Genomic DNA, 22,931 nt, shown 5'->3' on the forward strand with positions numbered 1-22,931 from the left:
CCTTTTATACAAAGGAAAGAGTAGGTGGCAGAACGTGATCCAGCTTTCGGGAATACAAATGAAAAGCAGTAATCAAACTGGCAAAATGGCAGCGAGTGAGGGAGAACAGGCTGCTGGTTTTGAGGCGTTGCTACAGCTAATCGGCCAAGTCCAAGGTCAGCAAGAGGAACAAGAGGGACAAGAGACGGAGCCTTTTGGATTCATGAACCCATTTGTCCAACCCTCCTTTCTCGTGCAAAATGTAATACCTGGTTCTGTTATCGAACCAGAAGGAATAAAGAAATTGTCGGTAATTGAGCAGACACAAGTTGAGCCCAACATAGAGATGATGGTGAAACAAACAGCAGATAACCCATTGTTCCAATCGACGGTAAAAAACCTGGTGACGTTTGGCAAACAAACAGGAGAAATGCAACCGGTAGAGGCAGCATTGATTCTTGAGCCAGTTTCAGGTGAGATGGTTAATGAAACGGATATCGTGACGCAAAAGACGGAAAAGCTGGTATCTAGTGAGGAATTCAAACAAAAAGAATTACCCGACTTGAAACAAACTGTCAAAAATCCGCAAGCGGATGTTTTTACCATGACCAATTCAGCGCCGACGAATCAGCCGATTATCTCAAGTGAGAAGGTAATACCTACTACTCAAACCATACATGCCGACCAATTTGATCAAGAAATAACAAAGTTTTTACAAACATCGATAAATGTAACAGGATTAGAAGATGGACTAGAGGCTACATTTACCCTGATGCCAAAGCATTTAGGTAAGATCGAAGTAAAAGTAACGATACAGGATGGACAGGTTGCAGCCGAGTTCCTTACCAGTACCCCTATGGGGAAGGAGTTGCTTGAAACCCATGTTCAGGCATTACGCTCTGCTTTAGAAACACAGGGGCTACAAGTTGGAAAATTAGATATATCGCAGCAAATCACCAACACAAACTTCATGGGGACTTTCTCGCAAAAGGGTGATTCCCAAGCAAGGCAGGGACAGCAGGATTCACGAAAGCGCAGTGAACTAGTACACCTGCAAACACAAGATGAGTACCGCGATTACATAACGGACACTGGATGGGTTTCACAAATCAATACAACCGTGTAAGGGGAGAAGAAACGATGACATCCATTAATACGATTAATTCCTACTCAGCAGTAACAACGAGCACCCAGCCAAAGCAGGAGCTGGGAAAAGAGGCGTTTTTGAAAATACTGGTTACGCAGCTTCAGAACCAAGACCCAACACAACCGCAAAAAGACGGGGAATTCGTTGCGCAAATGGCACAGTTAAGCGTATTAGAACAGCTTTCAAACTTGAATAACTCGCTGACGTCCTACTTGGAATCAAGCAATTATTTAAGTCAATATTCATATGTTCTTGGGAATAAGGTAACCTGGACAAATCCAGAAACCAATGTGGAAGAGAGCGGTACGGTTACAGGGATTAATTACAAGAATAATCAAGTTTACTATAAAATCGGTGACCAAGAAATTTTATCAAGTTCTATCCATTCAATGGAAATGAATCAATAAGAGGAGGAACAAACACATGCTTCGTTCATTAAATTCAGGGGTATCCGGATTAAAAGGTTTTCAAACAAAATTAGATGTCATTGGTAACAATATCGCAAACGTTAATACAGTAGGTTTTAAAAAAGGTCGGGTTGTATTTGAAGATATTTTTAGTCAGACAGTTAAGGGCGCAACAGGTCCAACACAAACCCTAGGTCCGAATCCACTTCCATTATCGGGTGGAACGAATCCGATTCAGGTTGGCTTGGGAACAAGGATTGGAAGCATTGATACTCTGCATACACCGGGGAGTCCAACAACAACAAATATCGGCACAGATCTCTATCTTGATGGTGACGCATTTTTTGTGGTTGAAGATGCTGCCCAGAAGCAGTTTTTAACAAGAGCTGGGAATTTCACATTAGACAGCAATAATAATTTAGTCAATCAAAATGGTATGTTTGTAGTCGGCCAAGATGGGGAACCCATTAACGTCCCTGACAAATACATTACGTTCTCCATTGATACAAATGGCCGCATTATTGGTGTAAACCCAGATGGGACCAGTGAAGATTCCGGTTTTAAAATTGGAACGATAGCAGTTGATAATCCAAAGGGATTATTAAAAGCTGGTGGGTCGCTTTATACTTTAACACCTAATGCAGATGCTGCCTCCATGGCCACACTCCTTACAGAGGGAAGTAATGGACAAATTATCTCAGGGGCACTTGAGATGTCCAATGTCGATTTATCCGAAGAACTAACTGAGATGATTACTGCTCAAAGAGGGTTTCAAGCAAATGCAAAAATCATTACTGTTTCCGATTCGATATTAGAAGAATTAGTAAATCTAAAAAGATAAAAAAAGAGAGAATATCAATCGCGGTATTCTCTCTTTTTTTACATATTTTTCAATATATATAGACATAATGTTAAAGTTTCGTAAACATTCGATATAATTCACCATTTTGTGGGGGTATTCTACAAAAAATATTTGAAAATTAATAATTGTAATGTTATGATTTTTTTTGTACTAAATTTTAAAAAAAACGAAAAAGGCAAATCTGAGGAAACTCAGAGACGCAAAGCTATAGGGGCTAAATTGTGAAAACAATATGCCAGCCAGTTACCGAAATTTAGATTGTCCTAATCTATTAGTTTATTTATCTATGGACGAGACTATTTCTTCGGAGTAGTCTCGTCTTTTTTTGTTGGTTTTTTTTAACATTCATTTTGGAATAAGAGGTGTGATTGAATGGACTATCGTGTTTCAAATTCCCAAATTGGTGGTACCTCTACCAATTTGAAAGTATATGATTTTAAAAAAGCATTGCGGTTATCGATGGAGCAGGTACGGGTGCTGACGAGAATCCATGAAAACTTTGCTTATCAGCTTGCATCCTTAATTTCATCTGAGTTACGCTCGTTTGTCCAAGTGGAAGTTACTACTGTTGAACAAATGCTGTATGAAGAATTTATTAACAAGCTGCCGGACTCCACCATTTTAAGTGTATTTGAATCAGGTGAACAAGGAATTCGAATGGCGATGGATTTAAATCCTGAAATGGCTTTTGTGATGATTGATCGACTTTTAGGAGGCAAAGGAACGGCAGAGGGATGGGGACGGTCTTCCTTAACTCCTATTGAGGCAAACGTATTTAAGCGTCTATTGGAGGGAGTCGTTCAAATCCTGCAGAAGGCCTGGAGTGATATTATGGTGCTCCCGCTCAAGTATGTAAACATGGAAACAAATCCCCAATTTTTGCAATTGGGAATCCCGACGGAGACGGTCATCGTCATCGCTTTTCAACTAACAGTTGGAAAAGTGGAAGAAACGATGCATCTTTGTATTCCATACATATTGTTAGAGCCTTATATTCCAAAGTTATCCTCCCATAATTGGTACGGTCATGGAAAATGGGTGAAAAACAGGGAAGAAAGTGAATATTTACAAGATCGGATCGAGCATTTAATTGTCCCTGTTATTACGGAGTTAGGGCGAGCGACGATTACGATGGAAGAAATACTGGGCTTAAATGTAAATGATGTCATTCAATTAAACCAATTGGTGGATGAGCCCTTGCAAGTAAGGGTAAATGAAGAAATGAAGTTTTTAGCACACCCGGGAACGAAGAAGTCAAGAGTTGCCATTAAAATTGAGCACTTGATAGAAGGAGAAGGCAAAAATGATTGAAAAGGGGAATCTCACACAAGATGAAATGGATGCACTTCTTGGAAACAACAAACAGAGTGCAGTCAATGAACCGTTTCAGTTTTCTGAATTAGAATCGGATGATGTTGGACAAGACCTAAATGAAAAAATGAATTTGGACCTCTTACTGGATATTCCCTTAGAGATTGTGGTGGAGTTGGGAAGAACGAAAAAGAAAATAAGCGAAGTTCTTGAATTAACTAGTGGGTCGATTGTCGAATTGGACAAGATGGCGGGAGAACCCGTGGATGTGTATGTGAACGGCAAGTTGATTGCAAAAGGTGAAGTTGTGGTGATTGAAGAGCATTTCGGAGTAAGAATAAAGGAAATTTGCCAATCTCCTTTATGACAGGTAATAGGGTGATGAAGAGATGATAGAGGTAAAAGAAACACAGCTGAAGCAATATTTTACACTTTCGAAGGCGATATTGACCGCTTTGCATCAAGGGGAAGAGGAAAAGGTACCCGTTTTGATTGAACAGAGGGAAGTCTGTATCTCTACTATTAATAAATTGGACGAGGAAGCTGGAATGGTCCTCATTAATGAAACCATACAGATGCAGCTCACGGAACTTACAGCTCTTGAAATGGAAATTCAAAACCAAATGCAACAAACGATGAAGCGACTGTCCAATCATGTTCGCTACGTACATAATGAACAATACCTTAGAAGTCAATATGAAGATCGGGTCACGGTTTCAAAGGGAGTTTTTTATGACAGTAAGAAGTAAAAGAGGAGCCGAAAAATGATAAATCCAAATGAAATCTACCAAAGAAATCAAATCATGATGGCAAAATCAGAAGAGCTGACACTCATGCTCTATAATGGCGGCGTGAAGTTTCTAAGCCAGGCAAAGCTTGCGATTGAGAAAAAGGATCCAGCAAAAGCACATTCTTTGATTATGAAAACACAAGAAATTATTACGGAGCTCCTGGTGACGTTAAACATGGAGATTGAAACGTCCAACTCGCTTTTTTCTCTCTATGATTATATGAAACAAAGATTGATCGAAGCGAATATCACGAAAGACATCGAGATTCTTAAGGAAATAGAAGGAATGTTTCAGGAATTAAAAACAACTTGGGCACAGGCAATGAAATCATTGTAGTTTAGAAGATTAATAAAAGTGGGTGAAAAAATGAATCAGATGATTGGGATTATGTCGAGAGCTTTAGATGCCTCATCTTTACGTCAAAAATCCATTTCAAATAATATCGCCAATGTTAATACTCCTAATTTTAAACCTACGAAGGTATCCTTTGAAGAATTGCTGCAGCAAGAAGTAAAGAGCCAGTTTATTGGGAACCGCTCAAATGCAAAGCATGTCCTGATCGGAGAAACAGATCAAATTCCCTCTCCTAAGCTTGAACAGGGAAACGCGGTTTTTCAAAATAGCGGTAATGGTGTGGATTTAGATTATGAAATGGCGAAGTTAAGTGAAAATACGATTTGGTATCAATCGTTAACATATGGCTTGAATGAAGAGTTTAATTTACTAAAAACAGCGATTAGGGCGAGGTGATTAGAACAATGTCGATATTTCAATCTCTTTCGATTAGCGGATCGGCCTTAACCGCCAATCGATTAAAGTTAGATGTTGTTTCCTCTAATCTTGCGAATGCGAACACGACTAGAGGGCAATTTGTTAATGGAGAATGGGTCCCATATCGCAGAAAAATGGTGGAAGTGGCCGCAAACCAAACCACATCCTTTACAGATCTTCTCCAGAGAGAACTCTCTGGAGTCCGAGTAAATAAAATTGTAGAAGATACAAGCCCATTTCAGGCAGTCTATGATCCCTCGAATCCTGACAGCAATGAACAAGGCTATGTGATGATGCCGAATGTAGATGTAACAAAGGAAATGGTCGATTTAATGGCTGCGTCACGTGCCTACGAAGCCAATGTAACCGCGTTTAATGCAGGTAAAGCCATGCTGGTGAAAGCCCTTGAGATTGGAAGATAAGGTGGGAAATAGATAATGAACATATCTACTATTCAAGCGTTTACGAATAGTTTACCAACGATTAATAAGCCTCAAAGTACGACGGATTCCTCTCCCTCTTTTGGGGCGATGCTGAATCAGTATATCCAGGACGCAAATGGTGCAGTGAAAGACTTTGAATCGAAGTCCCTATCACTGGCAAAAGGGGAAGCCATTAATTTACACGATGTCACCATTGCGGCACAAAAAGCGAGTATTGCCGTATCTCTCACGACACAAGTACGAGACAAAGCGGTTGAAGCCTATCAAGAAATGATGAGAATGCAAATCTAGTAAAATATACCGATGAAATAGTGGAGTGAGCATGAATCAACAAATACGTGACTTTAAAGAAAAATACTTAGATTTTTGGAATTCAATCAGTAAAAAAAGAAAGTTTCTATTTATTGGTACTTTTATCGCCATCATCGTAGTTTTGTCTCTCTCTATCTTTTTTCTATCAAGATCCACTTATGTCCCATTATTCACTACGGAGATGAGTCAAAAGGAGATTGGTGATATCAAAGCGGTACTGGATCAAGAAGGTTTTACCGATTATAAACTGGATCGTAACGGGACAACGATTCTAGTGCCACAGCAAGATGTAGATGATTTATTGGTTTCATTGGCCTCCAAAGGTCTTCCCAAAACAGGCACGATCAGTTTTTTTGATATGACAAAGGGTTTGCAGTTTGGGGCAACGGATCGTCAGTTGGATGCGATGGAAAAAGAGGCGCTTCAAGGAGAAGTGGCCGACCTGCTGCGGCATGTCGAAGGGGTGAAAAATGCTGCTGTCGTGATTACAACTCCTCAAACGAGCCTATTTGTGCAGCCAGATGAGAAGGAGAAAGCCTCAGCCTCCGCAGTCATTGAACTGGAACCGGGCTATGAATTAGAACCAAAGGAAATTCAGGTTTTATATCATTTAATTTCAAAAAGTGTACCGAACCTGCCTAAAGAAAATATTGTGATGACGGACCAGGGAGGGCAAGGATTGGATCTGCCGGAACAAATGACTGGCGCATCAGATAACTATGACCAGCAAAGGAAGATTCAGAAAGACATTGAAGCAGATATTCAAAAAGACCTGCAACAGATGCTCGGAACTATTATGGGTCATAACAAAGTTCTCGTACAAGCCTTTGTACGCCTCAATTTTGATCAGGTGAAAACACGAGAGGATTTAGTAGAACCAGCCGCTGAAAATGAGGGTATTGCCGTCAGTGTCGAAGAGATTTCGAAAAAATACAGTGGAAAAGATACGGCTGCTGGTGTGGACGGTACGGGAAAAACGGATATTGCTGGATATGCAGGTACCAACCCATCGCAAGAAAATACTTCAGAAGAATTAGAGAAACGGGTGAACTATGAAGTAAATCGAATTACAAATGAAATCGTTCAAAGTCCTTATAAAATTGAGGATTTGACCATCAATGTCGGTGTAGAACCCCCTAATCCAGACAAACCTGCATCCTTAACACAGGATACAAGGGATAGTATTCAACAAATTCTTTCAAATGTCGTTCGAACGGCGCTAAGTTCAAATCCAGCTTTAACCGATCAAGATATCCAATCACGAATTACCGTATTCTCTCAGGAATTTAACGGGAAAGCAGAAATGCCAAAAATAGTGGAGGAATCCAGTGTTCTCCCAGCATGGGCTTGGTGGAAATATGCCCTTATTGGTGCAGGTGGATTGGTGTTATTAATCCTTCTATTCACTTTAGTGCGCCGGAGAAAATCAAAAGAGGAAGAAGAAGACCCATTTCCTACTTATCAAGAAGCCCCGGTTAAGCCTGTTGAGTTGAAGGAAGATGAAAAAGTGGCCATTAAAAAGCAAGTGGAGCAAATGGCAGTGCAACAGCCGGAAGAATTTGTAGGACTGCTGCGAAATTGGCTTTCAAGGGATTAGGGTTAAGGGAGCGATTAGATGGAACAGTATACAAACACACAAAAGGCAGCAATATTATTGCTTTCCGTCGGACCGGATGTTTCTGCTTCGATTATGAAACATTTAGAAGAGAATGAAATAGAGAGTATCACAAAGGAAATTACCGATTTGCGCAAGGTTACCTCAGATGTAAAGGAGAAGATTATAAGGGAATTTCATCAGTTGGCCGTTGACTCAAACGTCGTTTCGTATGGAGGAATTGATACGGCAACAGAGTTATTAAAACGCACCTTTGGTCCGGATAAAGCTGCAGGCTTACTGAAACGGATGGGCAATCGGACCAATAACAGACCGTTTCAGTTTATTCAGCAGGTCGAACAAACACAAATTTTTCATCTACTTCAATATGAAAATGCTCAAACCGTTGCCTTGGTTCTATCATACTTAGATGCAGAAAAGGCAGCAGCGACGCTTTCAGTCTTTCCACCAGAAAGGCAAATTGAAATTGCGAAGCGGATTGCGATGATGGACACGGCCTCGCCGGAAATTATCCATCAAGTTGAACAGGTTTTACAAGAAAAGCTCACAATGACAAGTTCGCAAAAACACGAGTCACAAAAAGGAATTGACTCCATTGTCAGTATTTTAAGCAGCGTGGACCGAGGGACAGAAAAAAATATTTTGGAAACGTTGGAAAATGAGGATCCTGAATTAGCCAATGAAATCAAACAGAGGATGTTTGTGTTCGATGATATTGCCTATCTTGACAATCGCTCGATTCAGCGGATTCTAATGGATGTCCAAAATAACGACCTGTATCTAGCATTAAGGATGACAACACAGGGTGTAAAAGATACGGTTTACCGAAACATTTCAAAACGTCGTGAAGAGGGACTTGAAGAACTGTTAAATTCTAATGACCAAGTTCGTGTGAAAGATGTGGAAGACGCCCAAGGTCGGATCGTAACGGTTATTCGGAAATTAGAGGAAGACGGCGTTATCATCATTTCTCGAAATGGGGAAGAGAATCGTGTCATCTAGGCTTGTAAAAGCATTTAACGTCGTAGCTAAAACCGAACAAAAAGTTGTCGGTGTTCCAACAAAAGAGCAAATATTGATGGAAGATATGCCACCGCAGCCATTTGTTGATCTACAGAAAGAAGAACTACAGTTGGAGTTAGCGCGGCAAAAGGAACGTGCACACCAAGAATTAAACGAGTGGCGGACAAAGGAAGAGGAACGTTTTCGTTCACAGTTGGAAGAAGAGAAAAGGCTGGGGTATGAAGAAGGCTATCAGCTTGGGATCGAGGATGGCAATCAGCATGCAAAGGAACAAAATCAAATTTTTTTGCAAAAAGCAGCCGATATTTTAGAGCAAGCATATCAAGAAAAAGCTGCTATTATTCAAGAGGCTGACCCGTTTGTGATTGAATTGACGATGGAAATTGCCAAAAAGGTGATACAACAAGAATTGAAAACTCAACCTGACGCTTTACTTCATATTATTAAACAAACACTGTCGTCCGTGTATGAGACCGACTCGATTTCAATTGGTGTGGCTCCCGAAGATTTCTCTTTTGTTCAAAAGCAAAGAGAGCAATTACTCGCCATCGACAACGGACAAGTAGAGATAAAGGTTTTCCCTGATTATTCAATCCAGCAGGGGGGATGTATTATTCGAACTTCATCTGGCAGTGTGGATGCGAGAATTGATGTCCAGCTAAGTGAAATCAAAAAAGTGTTACTTGCTCATCAACAGGAGGATTCCCGTGGGTAAATGGAATATTAAATCCTATCTCGATATGCTAGAAACGATTAATCCAATCAAAATGAACGGAAAAGTAACACAGGTGATTGGGTTAACCATTGAATCTCAAGGTCCCGATGTGAAACTAGGAGATATCTGTCACATCTTTTCCCCACAGCAACAGAATCCAATCAAAGCCGAAGTGGTAGGATTTCGTAATCATAAAGTTTTATTGATGCCACTTGGAGAACTTCAATCGATTGCCCCCGGTTGCGATGTTGTATCGACGGGAAAACCGCTAACCGTTAAGGTTGGAATGGACCTTTTAGGTAAAGTGTTGGATGGGCTTGGCAACCCAATGGATGGGAGTTTACTTCCAGCTGGACTTCTGGAGGCTGGGACGGATAATCTCCCTCCGAACCCCTTAACTAGACCGAGGATCAAAGAACCCTTGAGTGTAGGTGTTCGGACGATTGACGGGCTTTTAACCGTTGGAAAAGGACAAAGAGTAGGGGTCTTTGCAGGCAGCGGCGTTGGGAAAAGTACCCTTCTTGGCATGATTGCCAGGAATACAGAAGCAGATGTCAATGTCATCGGATTAATAGGTGAACGTGGCCGGGAAGTATTGGATTTCATTGAGCGCGACTTAGGTGAAGAAGGGTTGAAAAAGTCGGTTGTTGTAGCAGCTACTTCGGATCAACCGGCGCTGATCCGAATCAAGGGAGCGATGATTGCTACTGCCATTGCCGAGTTTTTCCGTGACCAAGGGATGAATGTTAATTTAATGCTGGATTCTGTCACCCGTTATGCCATGGCACAAAGAGAAATCGGTTTGGCGATTGGTGAACCTCCAGCAACAAAAGGCTATACTCCCTCCGTGTTTGCTTTGCTACCGCGATTATTGGAAAGGGCAGGAACCAATGCAAACGGAAGTATTACGGCATTTTATACGGTATTGGTAGATGGTGACGATATGAATGAACCGATAGCCGATAGTGTTCGCGGGATTTTGGATGGACATATCGTCTTAGACCGGAACCTTGCTCGAAAAGGGGTTTATCCGGCAATCGATGTTTTATCAAGTGTAAGCCGTGTGATGAGTGAGATTGTGACGCGGGAACATTTACAAGCGGCGGAGATCCTAAAGCAGCATCAAAGTGTCTATCAAAATGCAGAGGATTTAATTCATATTGGGGCTTACAAAAGAGGAACGGATCGGGATATTGATCGGGCAGTGGATGTAAAGGAATGGATTGATCAATTTGTGAAGCAAGGGACAAACGAATCCCCATCGATAGAATCTACCATTGAACAACTGCTAACTAAATTTGGGGAGGAGGGACAACTGTGACTTTTTATTTTCCATATATTCACATTTTAAACCTTAAAGAAAAGGAAAAAGAGCAAGCTTTACTAGAGTTGGGGGAAATCGGGAGGAAAAAGGAAGCGATTATGGTAGAACATCGGTCCTTGGAACAGAAAAGAAATCTATTTTTACAACAGGCGGAAACAAGAAAAGGGACGGCCTCCATTGCTGATATCCAACAACGAAATGAGTATCTGACGTATATAAACCAGCAAATGTCCCAGTTAGAAGAACAGATCAATTTGATTGATAAAGAAATGGCTAATAAGAAGCTAGATCTCTTAGATAAGCAAAAAGATGAAAAAACATGGAATCATTTGCGTGAAAAAGCATTTGAGAAATATGTCCAGAAACAGAAGAAAATTGAGCAGGATTTGATGGATGAAATAGCTACGATTCGCCATTTTCATCAACGTCTATCAATCTAAAACTCTCTTTTGAAAGGAGTGGACTAACGTGAAGGAACAGAAGACCGGTTTCTTTGGAGCAGTTCAGTCGGTGCAGTTTTCACCACTTCCAGACCATGCACCGGTTGCTCAAGGAAAACAACAAATACAGTCATTAACGGATGTGTCCCTTCAAGTATCTTTTGAGCTGGGAAGAACCAAGAAAACGGTTCGCGAAATTCTTCAGCTGCAAAAGGGTTCGGTTATTGGCTTAAATAAACTAGCTGGTGAATACGTGGATGTACTGGTGAATAAACATTCAATTGCTGTTGGTGAGGTAGTTGTCATGGATGACAAATTTGCTATCCGGATTACTGACGTGATCTCCGACCAGGAAAAAGAGAAAAAAATCAAGTAAAGAGGGACAGTCTTGTGTGTACATGGAAAAAATGGATGAGAATACTAACGATTAGTCTGCTGTTTTCCCTTTTACCGCTATCGGTCGTAGAAGCAAAAGAGGGAATGGTGTATGAACAATTCGAAAAAGAATCACCGGCAGATCAACCGGAAACAAAAGCAAGTCCCGAACTCGAAAAGGCCTCAGTGGTCCCGTATGCGTTAAAATTTATCGGATCTTTCCTATTAATCTTGTTCCTTCTTTTTATCGTACTAAAATATCTTTCGAAGAAAACGAAGATGTATCCTGGAGGGGGGCCGTTTCATGCTCTTGGCGGACATTCTCTTGGAAACAATCGGTCCTTACAAATGGTGATGGTGGGAGATACCTTATATCTATTAGGTGTGGCGGAAGATGTGAATCTCATTCGAACCATTCCCCCGGGTGTAGAACAAAGAAGGCTACTCGAATCCATTGCAGAAAAGCCAATTGATACGGTATCAAAATGGGGAGCTGGGCTTAAGAAAACATCACAGGAGAAGTGGGATGAACTTCTCTCAAAGCAATTAAATGATGTGAAATCCGACGCTGACCAACAAAAAAAGGGGGAGACTGAATGAAAAAACTACTCCTTCTTACACCTTTACTTCTATTTTTAGGACAAGAACCGGTTTTTGCTGAAGTAGGCACAGCTTCCATTCCAGGGATTCATTTTGATATGGGAGGCTCGGAAGATTTAGAAGGTACAGCTTTATCGATTAAGTTACTCCTCCTACTTACGATTCTATCGGTTGCGCCAAGTATCCTACTTTTAATGACCTCGTTCACGAGGATTGCAATTGTACTATCGTTTGTCCGAACCGCACTCGGCACGCAGCAAATGCCGCCGACACAAGTAATCATGGGACTAAGTATAATATTAACCTTCTTTGTCATGGGGCCTACTTTTCAAGAAGTGAACAATCAGGCTCTTCAACCCTTTCTAGAAGGAAAGATAAGTCAAGAAGATGCTCTGGATGAAGCGGTTTCTCCTATGAAAGAGTTTATGGCTAAACAAACACGTGAAAGTGATTTAAAGCTTTTTTTAGAATACAGAAACACGAAGAATATCCAATCGATTGAAGATATTCCACTAACAGCATTGGTTCCAGCCTTTGCCATTAGTGAGCTCAAAACAGCTTTCCAAATGGGATTTTTAATCTTTATCCCGTTTATTATTATCGACATGATTGTAGCGAGTGTGCTAATGGCAATGGGAATGATGATGGTACCGCCCTCGCTCATTTCTCTGCCCTTTAAAATCCTTCTCTTTATTTTGGTAGATGGATGGCACTTGGTTGTACAATCATTGTTCGTAAGCTTTAAATAAGGAGTAACTTTATGACACCAGACAGCATTATGGGGCTTGCGCAAAGCTCAATCTATTTAACGATCCTCGTTTTGGCCCCGGTTTTAGGAGTTGCCTTGGCGGTCGGATTAACTATTAGTATTTTCCAAGCGATTACCCAGATCCAAGAACAGACACTGGCCTTTGCCCCAAAAATTATTGCTGTTTTTGTTAGTTTGCTGTTTTTTGGTCCTTGGATGCTTACTCATCTTGTGGATTATACAAGGAATATCCTATCAAATCTTACACGTTACATAGGGTAATGCCATGAGTGTTCTCAACCTTTTGCCAATATTCTTGTTAGTGTTTGTTCGGTTAACGTGTTTCTTTGTAACCGCGCCGTTATGGATGGAGCGGAAAATTCCGGCACCATTCAAGTGGGGGAGTGCTTTTTTTACTAGTTTGCTAGTGGTTGGCTTGATTGGGCCTGAACAGATGATTGAGATGGATTCTACTTTTATTCTGCTTGTTTTAAAAGAAGTCCTTGTAGGTCTATGCTTAGGATTTCTTACAAATCTTTTATTGTATGCTGTTCAGCTGGCTGGTAGCTTTATTGACTTGCAGAGTGGTTTTGCAATGGCGACCATGTTTAATCCCCAAACCGGAATCCAGGAAAATCTTACAGGAAGATTTTTCTACATCGTAGCCATTTTATTTTTTTTGTCCATAGACGGTCATCATATCCTCATTAAAGGGGTGCTGGCGAGTTATGATTGGATTCCAGTTGATTCCTGGCTGCCTTCAGGTGTTTCGGAAAATCTCGTTCACTTATCGCTATTGATTGTGAAGGATATGTTTTGGATTGCGATATTAATTGCTTCACCCATTGTTGCAACAATCTTTTTAGTAGATATTGCGTTAGGAATATTAGCCAAGACGGTACCGCAAATGAATCTATTTGTAATCGGGATTCCGATTAAAATGGCCGTTCATTTTATCGTATTGTTTGTTTTCATTCCAGTCTTTTTACTGGTTTTGGAAAAGCTGATTCAGATAATGATTGACTCTTTCGAACAAATGTTGAAGATACTAGGGGCTTAAATGATGTATTTAACATTAGATTTGCAGCTATTTGCTGAAAAAACGGAAAAAGCTACTCCGCAAAAAAAGCAAGAGTCAAGGAAAAAAGGACAGGTAGCCAAAAGTACCGATTTATCGAATGCGATTGTCCTGTTATGTTCTTTCTCTTTCTTATCATTTTATGGAGAGCAGATGGCCAAACGCTTCTTACATATGTATCGGATAGGATTCTCGGATTGGTTAGTGGTGGATGTAACACAACAATCGACTTCATTATTATTCTTTACTTTATTAAAAGATAGCGTGATGATAGCGGGTCCCATTATTTTAGCCGCCTGGCTGGGTGCCTTTGTCTCTGCGTTAGCACAGGTTGGATTTCTATTTTCCGCTGAAGCCATCAAAATGGACCTAAAAAAAATCAATCCGGTTGAAGGGGCGAAACGTCTTTTTTCGGCACGAACCTTGGTAGAGTTGATTAAATCGATTTTAAAACTAGTGGTCATTGTAACGGTAACGGGGATATTTCTTTGGCAGCAAAAATCGGTGTTGCTGAAAATGCCGCAAATGGAACCGTTAAGGATGGCTTCGTTTCTCGGTTCCCTTACGGTAAAACTGGGAGTGACGATTTCTGCGGTCTATCTCGTGGTTGCGGTAGCGGATCTTTTTTATCAACGATTTGATCATGCCAAAAAACTAAGAATGTCAAAGCAAGATATTAAAGATGAACATAAAAAATCCGAGGGTGACCCGTTAATTAAACATAAAATTAAGGAAAAACAACGTCAAATCTCAAGTGCACGGATGATGCAGGAAATTCCGAAAGCCCAGGTAGTGGTTACCAATCCAACGCATTTTGCGGTTGCGATCGCTTATGAGGCGGGTAAAACGAAGGTGCCTGTTGTAGTGGCAAAAGGTGCTGATTATATAGCACTTAAAATGAGGGAAGTGGCGAAGGAGCATCGGGTGGTCATCATGGAGAACAAACCGTTAGCCAGAACATTATATGCAAATGTTGAAATTGGAGAAGAAATTCCAGAAGAGTTATTTAAAGCCGTAGCGGAAGTGTTGGCTTACGTTTATAAAGTTAAAGGGACTTTAAGCAAGTAGAGGAGGTGGTGTTGTGAGTATAAAAAATCTCGGAGTATTGCTCGCTGTCATCATGATCGTTGCGATGATGGTCATCCCATTACCGACGGTACTTTTAGATATATTACTAATTATTAATCTATCGATCTCGATTATGATTCTATTAATTACCATGAACACCAAAGAACCGCTAGATTTCTCAATCTTTCCTGCCCTTCTTTTGCTGACAACTCTCTTTCGTCTTGCTTTGAATGTATCCAGCACACGGATCATCCTTTCAACAGCAAAGGCCGGAGCAGTTATTGAAACGTTTGGTGACTTTGTCATTGGCGGGAATATGGTTGTAGGATTTATTGTCTTTTTAATCCTGGTGATTGTTCAATTCATTGTGATTACTAAGGGTTCAGAACGGGTAGCGGAAGTGGCGGCCCGATTTACGTTAGATGCCATGCCTGGAAAACAAATGAGCATTGATGCTGATTTAAATACGGGGATGATCAACGATCAGGAAGCACGTCTAAGAAGAAGCAAAGTCGAACGAGAAGCGGACTTTTACGGTTCGATGGATGGTGCAAGTAAATTTGTAAAAGGCGATGCGATCGCAGGCATTATTATTCTGATTATTAATGTTATAGGTGGATTTATCATTGGAATGACGATGCACGGAATGGATTTTTCACAAGCTATCAATACATTTACACTATTATCTGTTGGTGATGGACTGGTGAGTCAGATCCCCGCACTGTTAATTTCGACGGCAACAGGGATTATGGTAACGAGAGCAGCTTCTGATGGTAATCTTGGTGATGATTTAACGGAGCAAATGTCCGCATACCCGAGCCTTTTGTATATTGTAGCAGGATGTATTGCCTTGCTCGGTATCGTAACACCAATTGGAATATTTCTTACATGGGGTATTGCTGGATTACTCGCTTTTGCTGCGTATTCTATTCAAACGAAGCGCACAAAACAAGAGGAAGCGATTGAAAGTACGCAAACGGAACAAGAGATTGAAGCCGTTCGCAAGCCAGAAAATGTATTTGCCTTACTGAGAGAAGATCCGATTGAATTCGAATTTGGGATTGGTCTTATTATGCTTGCAGATGTCAATCAAGGCGGAGATTTATTGGATCGGGTTGTTGCGATTCGCCGACAAATTGCGCTGGATTTAGGATTAGTGGTTCCTGTCATTCGCATTCGTGATAATATCCAGCTCCACCATAATGAGTACGTGATAAAAGTAAAAGGAAATGAAGTAGCTAAGGGTGAGATTTTATTAGACCATTTCTTGATGCTAAATCCTAATGATGAAGAACATGGAATCGATGGAATTGAAACGGTAGAGCCGACATTTGGACTGCCTGCGTTATGGATTACAGAGGACAAGAAAGACGAGGCAGAGCTATTTGGCTATACCGTCATCGACCCTTCTTCGATTGTCAGCACTCATCTTTCAGAAACGATTCGCAAATTTGCTCATGAAATTTTAGGGCGTGAAGAAACGACACAATTAATTAATCATGTGAAAGAAAACCAGCCATCCTTAGTTGAGGAGTTAATTCCGAATATCCTTTCTGTTGGTGATATTCAGAAAGTGCTACAAAAGCTGTTAAAGGAGAATGTTTCGATCAGAAGCCTTACCTCAATCTTTGAAGCACTCGCAGATTATTCGGTCTATACAAAAAATCCTGACATCCTAACGGAATATGTAAGGCAAGCCTTAGCTCGGCAATTAACGTCCCAATATGTACGGAATGGTGTGGTTCACGCAATTCAAGTCGGAGCAGGAATTGAAAAGAAATTAGCTGACTCGATCCAACGGACAGAGCAAGGAGATGTTCTTACCATTGACCCGGAATCTTCGAACCAAATGATTCATTCCTTTTCGCAAAAAATTGAGCAGATGTCTCAACTAGGAATCCGACCAATTATCTTAACTTCAGCGGGGATTCGGATGTATGTACGGCAAATGATGGAACGGACATTGGCGGATATTCCAATTCTTTCCTATAACGAACTGGAACCAAATGTCGAAGTGCAGAGTGTTGGAGTGGTAAATCTATGATCATCAAAACCTATGTCGTCAAAAACGTAAATGAAGCTTATCCGATGATCTTCGCCGATTTAGGGAAAGAAGCGTTCATCTTAAATACGAAACCAATAAAAACAGGAGGGTTTCTCGGGCTATTTCGGAAAAAACAGGTGGAAGTGGTGGCGGCTGCCGATCATTTCGCCGAGAAACCGCCTCGCTTGGAATTGGCTTTAGAAGTCGGAAAACCAGTGAATGACACCCAAAATGAAGTACTGAAAGAGCTGTCCGAGGTAAAGGGATTAATTAGTGCCATCGTAAAGAATGAACAGAAAACAATCCCAACCGTAGTGGAAAAGTGGGTACAGCGCCTTCGAGACCAAGAAGTGGACGAAGAAGTGATTCAGTATGTAGTAAAAAAAGTAAAATTGAAGCAGATTCAAAACCTATCTGCTAAAGAGATTGAGCAGTGCTTCTTAGCGATTATTGAACAGCTTTTTGAAGAAGGAAAAGCAAAAGATACAGAATCTGGTTCGTTTCTGATTACCTTAGTAGGACCTACTGGCGTAGGTAAAACGACCACGATTGCCAAGTTAGCGGCAGCACGCGTTTTTCAACAAAGGCAAAAGGTTGGGTTGTTGACGACGGATACATACCGGATTGCAGCAGTGGAGCAGTTAAAAACGTACGCTGGGATTTTGAATATCCCATTAGAAGTAGTTTCCAATCCAAACGATTTGCAAAAATCGATGGAGGCATTGAAAGACTGCCATATGATCTTTATGGATAGTGCCGGCCGAAATTATCTAGAGGAAGAATATATTGAAGAAATCAATCAATATTTACGTTACGATGCACCACAGGAAAATTATTTAGTTCTAAGTATGACAACCCGGTGGAGAGATATGCGGAAGATCGTTGAACAGATGAAGTCTGTCCCAATCGATAAGCTTATTTTAACAAAGTGGGATGAAACGAGCTGCTACGGTGTGGCTCTTAATATGGTCTATCACTATCCGTATCCTTTAACCTATGTGAGTTTAGGACAAGGAGTTCCACAGGATATTATGCAAACAGACCCCCTTTTTTTGGCAAAAAAGATACTAGGAGTAGATGAGAATGAAGCAGGATCAGGCACACCAATTAAGACAATTATCTAACTCACTAGTTAGCCAAGGACGGACTTCCCGTGTTGTCACGATTGCCTCCGGTAAGGGCGGCGTGGGGAAATCAAACTTCACCTTAAGTTTCGCGCTTAGTTTAATGGAGCTGGGAAAGAAAGTAGTCGTGATCGATCTCGATATTGGCATGGCAAACTTAGATATTTTAATGGGGACGACCCCAAAGTATCACTTATGGGATATGATTCGTGAACGGAAAAGCATTTGGAGTGTACTAGAAAAAGGACCGAATGGGCTGGAATATATTGCTGGAGGTTCTGGATTCCAACAACTGTTTCATTTACAGGATGAGGAGAGGCAGTATTTTTTTGAGGAGTTAGAAAAATTACATGGGTATGCGGATATTATTCTGATCGATACCGGTGCAGGTTTAACCGTTGAATCCCAGCAATGTCATTTGTCAGCGGATGACATTATCCTCCTGACAACGCCTGAACCGACTTCAATAGCCGATGCATATTCGGTTGTGAAAATATTGCATAGTCAAAATCCTGAATTATCGTTTCAATTGGTCGTAAATCGGGTGTCGCGCCAAAAAGAAGGAATTGAGGTAGCGAGTAAATTCAAGCTGGCGGTCCAATCTTTTTTAAAGAAAGAAATAAAGATTTTTGGAGCAATTCCAGATGATGCCGCCGTCACGCAGGCTGTATTGAAACAAGTCCCTTTTTATATCGCCTTTCCACGAGCTCAAGCGACAACGATGCTAAGAAATTTAGCGGAAAGATTTGTAACAGGTACTGCTGTGTCACAAGAACACAAAGGGATTAAAGGGTTTATTCGCAATTTTTCTAGATTGCTAAGGTCATAATGGTGGTTTTATTTTAAAGGACAAGAGGAAGCAATGGGAAGGGGAATATATAGTGAATTGGAATGTGGAAGAGGCAATGGATCAATATATTCCATTGGTTCATAGAGTTGTAAGACATATGAAAAGGAGCCTATCGGATGCGGCGGATGAAAATGACCTCATTTCTTATGGAATGACAGGTTTATGGGATGCAGGCAAAAAGTTTGATCCTACACAAGGAATCAAATTTGAAACCTATGCGGCTCAGCGGATTCGCGGCGAAATTCTCGATGGAATACGACAAAATGACCATGTATCCCGTACATTAAGAAAAAAAGAGAAGACCTTTCGGAATGCCTTGGACACATTAGAACAGTCCTATATGCGCCGTCCTACCCCGAAGGAAATCAGTGAACATATGGGGATAAGCATGAAAGAATATGAACAAACACAATTACAGCTATCCTTTATACATCAAGACTCATTAGACGAACCGAAAAGTTTAGAAGAAAATGCAGCAGTTCAGCAAATTGAGGACAACAAATCGATTAAGCAGGATGAATGGCTCGAGGCAAAGGAGCGAAAAAAAGCCTTAGCGGAACTGATTGACACCTTGCCAGAAAGGGAAAAGCTCATTTTGGCACTCATATACTTCGAAAATTTAAGCTTCACAGACGTAAGTAAAGTTTTTGGATTACATAAATCCCGCATTTCACAGCTTCATAATCAGGCCATCAAACGATTACGTAAAACACTCGAGACAACGGGTGTAGAATGGTAAAATGCTCTTTAAAAAGACGATTCGTCTCCCCACGGATTGTCTTTTGTTTTTGGGTTGAAAATGGACATCACGGATAGACTCAATTTTGTAGGAGCAGTACGGTTTTTTGTAGAAAGTGTATGCTTTCTCGGAGAACCTGTACTACATCAACTAGGCGCTGTTTTAGCTGGTTTTATCTCGGTGGAAAATTTGATAATTATAAATATACAATTATATTTATAGTAAAAACTAGTTTTTAATCCTTTGCTTTTAGTAAAACCGCAATTATAATAAGTCATATTGGTGTTCAGAATGTAGAACCTCGGTTGAGAGTTGATCCTCATACGGGAAAAGGGTTAGTTGATACTTCCTTTACATGGACTTCGAGTGTATTTCTCGTGCAATTAGAACAATCTTAGGGGTGATTAAATGCAAAAGTATATGGGAGAAATAGCCCTTTCGATTACAGCGATTATCTGGGGAAGTGGATTTGTTGTCAGTGCGATAGCCTTGGAACATTTTACACCCTATCAAATTTTGGCAATAAGATTTATCATTGGGGCCATCATTTTAAGTGTTATCTTTCATAAACGACTGAAAAATATTAAAAAAGCTACTATTATCCAAGGTGTTATCATTGGTATCTTTTTATATTTGGCCTTTGCGCTCCAAACCGTGGGACTCCAATATACGACACCATCTAAAAATGCCTTCTTAACGGCCGTTAATGTTGTAATTGTACCGTTTATTGCATTTGTAATGTATAAGCGAAAAATCGATATTTATGAACTAACGGGCGCTGTTTTAGCGATGATTGGTGTTGGCGTATTGTCACTTAAGCTTTCCGCTGGTGTCAATATCGGGGATTTGTTGACACTTGGCTGTGCATTTGGCTTTGCTTTTCATATTTTCTATACGGCAAAATATGTAAAGGATTCGGACCCTGTCTTATTAACACTCATTCAAATGATGACAGCTGCAATCATTGGAGTAATCGTTGTCTTATTCAAAGGAGAAACATCCTTTGCGGTCCAAAGGGAAGGTGTACTATCTCTTTTATACTTGGGTGTTTTTTCAACAACGATTGCATTTTTATTACAAACCGTTGCACAGAAAATGATAACCGAAACAAAGGCAGCGATTATTCTTTCGACAGAATCATTTTGGGGAATGGTATTTTCCGTTGCGATTTTAAATGAAACGATGACGATAAAGATGGTGCTTGGTGCGATTCTGATTCTTGTTGCCATCATCATATCAGAAACAAAGTTACCTTTTTTTAAAAATAATAAATTAAAGGAATTAACCTAAGCAGACAGAGAGAAACGGAAAAAATAGCGGGTTTTATGAAAGAAAGCGTAGAAGACATCGAAATAGATGTCCACTACGCTTTTTATTTTTTATATTCTTAATGAAATCTCGCTGATTCTATATGTTCTTTCTTATCTTCTACCTTTTTATAGGAGCGTAATGCAGCAATCATGATGAATAAAGCCAACAAGCTCACACTGAAGAAGGGGATAATGCCTGGAATAAAGATAGAGACAAAGTATATGAACATCACTCCCGAAATCATCGTAATCGTATTCAGTGGATTCAAAATCATAATAATAAAGGAGTTTTTGAAGAGCTGAACAATTTTTAAATTGAAATGGATATAAGTTGGAATAATATAAAGAACCGTCAGGCAAAAAATAAAAGCTAAAATAAGCAGTGGATAATAGAAAATATGCAGAAACGGATTTGTCGATTCTTGGACAAACTGTATATCCAAATAAAATATGACAAAGATCAGGGCAATACTCCAACCGATTCTATTACTTTTCCAAAAATCCTTTTTGTAAAAGCTCCAAAAGGTTGTAAAAATTGAAGCTTCCTCTTTATTTTGAAGTAAAAGTCGAATGACAGAAAATAATGCAAAGGTTGCTGGAAAGAAACCGCCAATTATTATTCCTAAGATAGTAAATAAAATCCATAGGATATTTAAATAGGCCAATTTCATAGCCCAATCAGACAATTTATAGATAAACCCCAACGTTCCATTCGTATGCATTTTATCCCACCTTTCTAGGTACTAATTCATTATACTGACTTTCTTTTGGTCTATCAATAACACTCCATAAGAGGTAAATATATTACCAAACAGGTAAACAAAGTGCATTTTCGTTTGAAAATTATGAAACTATAATAAATAGTATCAGGGGGTGAAAGAGAAGCTATGGATAATCAAACTACTATATCCACAGTTATTAAAAGTAAAAAAAAGAGTACAAGTAATAGAGTGCGCTTTCATAAATGGAGAGAATCTTTACCGGGTTATGTATTTATAGCTCCTATGGTAATCGGAAGCTCTATCTTAATTCTTTATCCGATTATTGCTTCCTTTGTGTTAAGTTTAACAGACTGGAATTTTGTTTCAGGTTTTGAGGGTGCTAATTTTGTAGGTCTCGAAAATTTCATTACACTATTTCAAGATAAGGTATTTTTGAAAGGGCTTACGAATAACTTTCTTTTACTGTTGGTCGTTCCAATTGGTTTATTCCTATCATTACTTCTTGCAGTTTTTATTAACAAGAAAATCTATTTAAAAGAGACTTTCAAGGTTATTTATTTTCTGCCGTATATTTCAAGTACAGTCGCTGTAGCATTGGTTTTCCAAGTATTATTCCATCCGTCAGCCGGACCGATTAATCAATTCTTAATGGCACTAGGAATTTCCAATCCGCCGCAGTGGATTGCGGATGTCAGCTGGGCATTGCCATCTGTTATGATCATTATCATTTGGACACAAATCGGCTTCCAATTGATTCTATATCTTGCAGCACTACAAAATATTCCAAAAGAGTTATATGAGGCAGCAGAGATTGATGGAGCGTCGGCTTGGTATCAATTTAGAAAGATTACCGTGCCACTTGTAACGCCGACCACCTTTTTACTGCTCATCCAAGGAATCGTCCACACGTTCAAAGTATTTGATTTGATCAAGGTTTTAACCAACGGGGGACCCGCAAATTCAACGACCATACCTGTTTTTTACCTCTACCAACAAGGGTTTGAAGAGTTAAAAACTGGTTATGCTTCAGCCATCGCTGTTGTGTTATTCATTATCTTGATTGCGTTTACAGTCATTCAATGGTTTGGCCAGAAAAAATGGGTTAATTATTAATGAGTTTATTTCGAAAAGGA

The 22,931-nt window shown here is 40.1% G+C and carries 27 protein-coding genes, 1 pseudogene and 1 riboswitch; of the genes and pseudogenes, 27 read left to right on the forward strand and 1 reads right to left on the reverse strand.

Annotated features, from left to right (window positions below):
- Positions 1-34 precede the first annotated feature (34 nt).
- From BLR86_RS13310 to BLR86_RS13435, 26 genes and pseudogenes are all read left to right on the forward strand, one after another.
- Positions 35-1,105, forward strand: coding sequence for a flagellar hook-length control protein FliK (locus tag BLR86_RS13310; RefSeq protein ID WP_090762170.1), 1,071 nt, complete (start codon positions 35-37; stop codon positions 1,103-1,105).
- 14 nt (positions 1,106-1,119) lie between these two features.
- Positions 1,120-1,533, forward strand: a complete 414-nt coding sequence (locus BLR86_RS13315) for a flagellar hook capping FlgD N-terminal domain-containing protein (protein WP_175492885.1) — start codon at positions 1,120-1,122, stop codon at positions 1,531-1,533.
- Positions 1,534-1,549: 16 nt separating this feature from the next.
- Complete coding sequence (locus tag BLR86_RS13320; protein ID WP_090762174.1) at positions 1,550-2,374, forward strand: flagellar hook-basal body complex protein; 825 nt, start codon at positions 1,550-1,552, stop codon at positions 2,372-2,374.
- Positions 2,375-2,559: 185 nt separating this feature from the next.
- A riboswitch (cyclic di-GMP riboswitch) is annotated at positions 2,560-2,646 on the forward strand.
- Positions 2,647-2,767: 121 nt separating this feature from the next.
- Positions 2,768-3,706, forward strand: a complete 939-nt coding sequence (gene fliM / locus BLR86_RS13325; RefSeq protein ID WP_090762176.1) for a flagellar motor switch protein FliM — start codon at positions 2,768-2,770, stop codon at positions 3,704-3,706.
- 121 nt (positions 3,707-3,827) lie between these two features.
- Positions 3,828-4,073: pseudogene (gene fliN, locus BLR86_RS13330) on the forward strand (flagellar motor switch protein FliN); the annotation flags it as partial.
- Positions 4,074-4,095: 22 nt separating this feature from the next.
- Complete coding sequence (locus tag BLR86_RS13335; protein ID WP_090762180.1) at positions 4,096-4,455, forward strand: hypothetical protein; 360 nt, start codon at positions 4,096-4,098, stop codon at positions 4,453-4,455.
- 15 nt (positions 4,456-4,470) lie between these two features.
- Positions 4,471-4,833, forward strand: coding sequence for a flagellar export chaperone FliS (fliS, locus tag BLR86_RS13340; protein WP_090762182.1), 363 nt, complete (start codon positions 4,471-4,473; stop codon positions 4,831-4,833).
- 30 nt (positions 4,834-4,863) lie between these two features.
- Positions 4,864-5,247 (forward strand): flagellar basal body rod protein FlgB, encoded by a 384-nt coding sequence (flgB, locus tag BLR86_RS13345; RefSeq protein WP_090762183.1) that lies wholly within the window; start codon positions 4,864-4,866, stop codon positions 5,245-5,247.
- 8 nt (positions 5,248-5,255) lie between these two features.
- Positions 5,256-5,690 carry a flagellar basal body rod protein FlgC gene (flgC, locus tag BLR86_RS13350; protein ID WP_090762185.1) on the forward strand — a complete coding sequence of 145 codons (435 nt, stop codon included), beginning with the start codon at positions 5,256-5,258 and terminating at the stop codon, positions 5,688-5,690.
- 15 nt (positions 5,691-5,705) lie between these two features.
- Positions 5,706-6,002, forward strand: coding sequence for a flagellar hook-basal body complex protein FliE (gene fliE, locus BLR86_RS13355; protein ID WP_090762186.1), 297 nt, complete (start codon positions 5,706-5,708; stop codon positions 6,000-6,002).
- Between the two features lie 31 nt (positions 6,003-6,033).
- Complete coding sequence (fliF, locus tag BLR86_RS13360; protein ID WP_090762188.1) at positions 6,034-7,620, forward strand: flagellar basal-body MS-ring/collar protein FliF; 1,587 nt, start codon at positions 6,034-6,036, stop codon at positions 7,618-7,620.
- Positions 7,621-7,638: 18 nt separating this feature from the next.
- Entirely contained in the window at positions 7,639-8,640 is a 1,002-nt protein-coding gene (fliG, locus tag BLR86_RS13365; protein WP_090762190.1) for a flagellar motor switch protein FliG, read from the forward strand.
- Positions 8,630-9,376 (forward strand): FliH/SctL family protein, encoded by a 747-nt coding sequence (locus tag BLR86_RS13370; RefSeq protein ID WP_175492886.1) that lies wholly within the window; start codon positions 8,630-8,632, stop codon positions 9,374-9,376. The genes fliG and BLR86_RS13370 overlap by 11 nt, the downstream gene beginning before the upstream one ends.
- 25 nt (positions 9,377-9,401) lie before the next feature.
- Positions 9,402-10,697, forward strand: coding sequence for a flagellar protein export ATPase FliI (gene fliI / locus BLR86_RS13375; RefSeq protein ID WP_090762321.1), 1,296 nt, complete (start codon positions 9,402-9,404; stop codon positions 10,695-10,697).
- Positions 10,694-11,140 (forward strand): flagellar export protein FliJ, encoded by a 447-nt coding sequence (gene fliJ, locus BLR86_RS13380; protein ID WP_175492887.1) that lies wholly within the window; start codon positions 10,694-10,696, stop codon positions 11,138-11,140. Before fliI ends, fliJ begins: the two co-directional genes overlap by 4 nt.
- Positions 11,141-11,168: 28 nt before the next feature.
- Positions 11,169-11,516, forward strand: coding sequence for a flagellar motor switch protein FliN (gene fliN, locus BLR86_RS13385; protein ID WP_090762196.1), 348 nt, complete (start codon positions 11,169-11,171; stop codon positions 11,514-11,516).
- Positions 11,517-11,530: 14 nt separating this feature from the next.
- On the forward strand, positions 11,531-12,115 hold the full coding sequence (locus BLR86_RS13390; protein WP_090762198.1) for a flagellar biosynthetic protein FliO: 585 nt from the start codon (positions 11,531-11,533) through the stop codon (positions 12,113-12,115).
- Positions 12,112-12,864: a flagellar type III secretion system pore protein FliP gene (fliP, locus tag BLR86_RS13395; RefSeq protein ID WP_090762200.1), complete on the forward strand. Its 753-nt coding sequence runs from the start codon at positions 12,112-12,114 to the stop codon at positions 12,862-12,864. The genes BLR86_RS13390 and fliP overlap by 4 nt, the downstream gene beginning before the upstream one ends.
- An 11-nt stretch (positions 12,865-12,875) precedes the next feature.
- Positions 12,876-13,145, forward strand: coding sequence for a flagellar biosynthesis protein FliQ (gene fliQ, locus BLR86_RS13400; RefSeq protein ID WP_090762202.1), 270 nt, complete (start codon positions 12,876-12,878; stop codon positions 13,143-13,145).
- 4 nt (positions 13,146-13,149) lie between these two features.
- Complete coding sequence (fliR, locus tag BLR86_RS13405) at positions 13,150-13,923, forward strand: flagellar biosynthetic protein FliR (protein ID WP_090762204.1); 774 nt, start codon at positions 13,150-13,152, stop codon at positions 13,921-13,923.
- Entirely contained in the window at positions 13,924-15,009 is a 1,086-nt protein-coding gene (gene flhB / locus BLR86_RS13410) for a flagellar biosynthesis protein FlhB (RefSeq protein WP_090762206.1), read from the forward strand. It abuts the gene before it with no gap.
- Positions 15,010-15,022: 13 nt separating this feature from the next.
- Positions 15,023-17,053: a flagellar biosynthesis protein FlhA gene (flhA, locus tag BLR86_RS13415; protein ID WP_090762208.1), complete on the forward strand. Its 2,031-nt coding sequence runs from the start codon at positions 15,023-15,025 to the stop codon at positions 17,051-17,053.
- Positions 17,050-18,177, forward strand: coding sequence for a flagellar biosynthesis GTPase FlhF (flhF, locus tag BLR86_RS13420; protein WP_090762211.1), 1,128 nt, complete (start codon positions 17,050-17,052; stop codon positions 18,175-18,177). The genes flhA and flhF overlap by 4 nt, the downstream gene beginning before the upstream one ends.
- On the forward strand, positions 18,137-19,006 hold the full coding sequence (locus tag BLR86_RS13425) for a MinD/ParA family protein (protein WP_090762213.1): 870 nt from the start codon (positions 18,137-18,139) through the stop codon (positions 19,004-19,006). The genes flhF and BLR86_RS13425 overlap by 41 nt, the downstream gene beginning before the upstream one ends.
- A gap of 52 nt (positions 19,007-19,058) precedes the next feature.
- Entirely contained in the window at positions 19,059-19,766 is a 708-nt protein-coding gene (locus tag BLR86_RS13430) for a sigma-70 family RNA polymerase sigma factor (protein ID WP_090762215.1), read from the forward strand.
- A 408-nt stretch (positions 19,767-20,174) separates the two neighbouring features.
- A complete protein-coding gene (locus BLR86_RS13435) occupies positions 20,175-21,056 on the forward strand; it encodes a DMT family transporter (RefSeq protein ID WP_090762217.1) in 882 nt (293 codons plus the stop codon).
- A 97-nt stretch (positions 21,057-21,153) separates the two neighbouring features.
- On the opposite strand, the gene BLR86_RS13440 is transcribed toward BLR86_RS13435, so the two are convergent.
- The gene (locus tag BLR86_RS13440; RefSeq protein ID WP_090762219.1) at positions 21,154-21,798 is read right to left on the reverse strand and encodes a YesL family protein; all 645 of its coding nucleotides are present in this window, start codon (positions 21,796-21,798) and stop codon (positions 21,154-21,156) included.
- Positions 21,799-22,080: 282 nt separating this feature from the next.
- Here BLR86_RS13440 and BLR86_RS13445 point away from each other — a divergent pair, with 282 nt between their 5' ends.
- Complete coding sequence (locus BLR86_RS13445) at positions 22,081-22,911, forward strand: carbohydrate ABC transporter permease (protein WP_368086783.1); 831 nt, start codon at positions 22,081-22,083, stop codon at positions 22,909-22,911.
- Positions 22,912-22,931: the final 20 nt, after the last annotated feature.

This window comes from Bacillus sp. OK048 (genome assembly GCF_900103525.1).
In the GTDB taxonomy this organism is placed as follows: domain Bacteria; phylum Bacillota; class Bacilli; order Bacillales; family Cytobacillaceae; genus Neobacillus.

Coding starts and splice junctions, on each gene's coding strand:
- fliS (WP_090762182.1), top strand. CDS start 4,471: ATGATAAATCCAAATGAAATCTACCAAAGAAATCAAATCATGATGGCA.
- fliP (WP_090762200.1), top strand. CDS start 12,112: ATGAAAAAACTACTCCTTCTTACACCTTTACTTCTATTTTTAGGACAA.
- BLR86_RS13320 (WP_090762174.1), top strand. CDS start 1,550: ATGCTTCGTTCATTAAATTCAGGGGTATCCGGATTAAAAGGTTTTCAA.
- BLR86_RS13445 (WP_368086783.1), top strand. CDS start 22,081: ATGGTAATCGGAAGCTCTATCTTAATTCTTTATCCGATTATTGCTTCC.
- fliI (WP_090762321.1), top strand. CDS start 9,402: ATGCTAGAAACGATTAATCCAATCAAAATGAACGGAAAAGTAACACAG.
- flhF (WP_090762211.1), top strand. CDS start 17,050: ATGATCATCAAAACCTATGTCGTCAAAAACGTAAATGAAGCTTATCCG.
- fliF (WP_090762188.1), top strand. CDS start 6,034: ATGAATCAACAAATACGTGACTTTAAAGAAAAATACTTAGATTTTTGG.
- BLR86_RS13435 (WP_090762217.1), top strand. CDS start 20,175: ATGCAAAAGTATATGGGAGAAATAGCCCTTTCGATTACAGCGATTATC.
- fliM (WP_090762176.1), top strand. CDS start 2,768: ATGGACTATCGTGTTTCAAATTCCCAAATTGGTGGTACCTCTACCAAT.
- BLR86_RS13440 (WP_090762219.1), bottom strand. CDS start 21,798: ATGCATACGAATGGAACGTTGGGGTTTATCTATAAATTGTCTGATTGG.
- flhB (WP_090762206.1), top strand. CDS start 13,924: ATGATGTATTTAACATTAGATTTGCAGCTATTTGCTGAAAAAACGGAA.
- fliQ (WP_090762202.1), top strand. CDS start 12,876: ATGACACCAGACAGCATTATGGGGCTTGCGCAAAGCTCAATCTATTTA.
- fliE (WP_090762186.1), top strand. CDS start 5,706: ATGAACATATCTACTATTCAAGCGTTTACGAATAGTTTACCAACGATT.
- flgB (WP_090762183.1), top strand. CDS start 4,864: ATGAATCAGATGATTGGGATTATGTCGAGAGCTTTAGATGCCTCATCT.
- BLR86_RS13315 (WP_175492885.1), top strand. CDS start 1,120: ATGACATCCATTAATACGATTAATTCCTACTCAGCAGTAACAACGAGC.
- flgC (WP_090762185.1), top strand. CDS start 5,256: ATGTCGATATTTCAATCTCTTTCGATTAGCGGATCGGCCTTAACCGCC.
- fliG (WP_090762190.1), top strand. CDS start 7,639: ATGGAACAGTATACAAACACACAAAAGGCAGCAATATTATTGCTTTCC.
- BLR86_RS13335 (WP_090762180.1), top strand. CDS start 4,096: ATGATAGAGGTAAAAGAAACACAGCTGAAGCAATATTTTACACTTTCG.
- fliR (WP_090762204.1), top strand. CDS start 13,150: ATGAGTGTTCTCAACCTTTTGCCAATATTCTTGTTAGTGTTTGTTCGG.
- BLR86_RS13425 (WP_090762213.1), top strand. CDS start 18,137: ATGAAGCAGGATCAGGCACACCAATTAAGACAATTATCTAACTCACTA.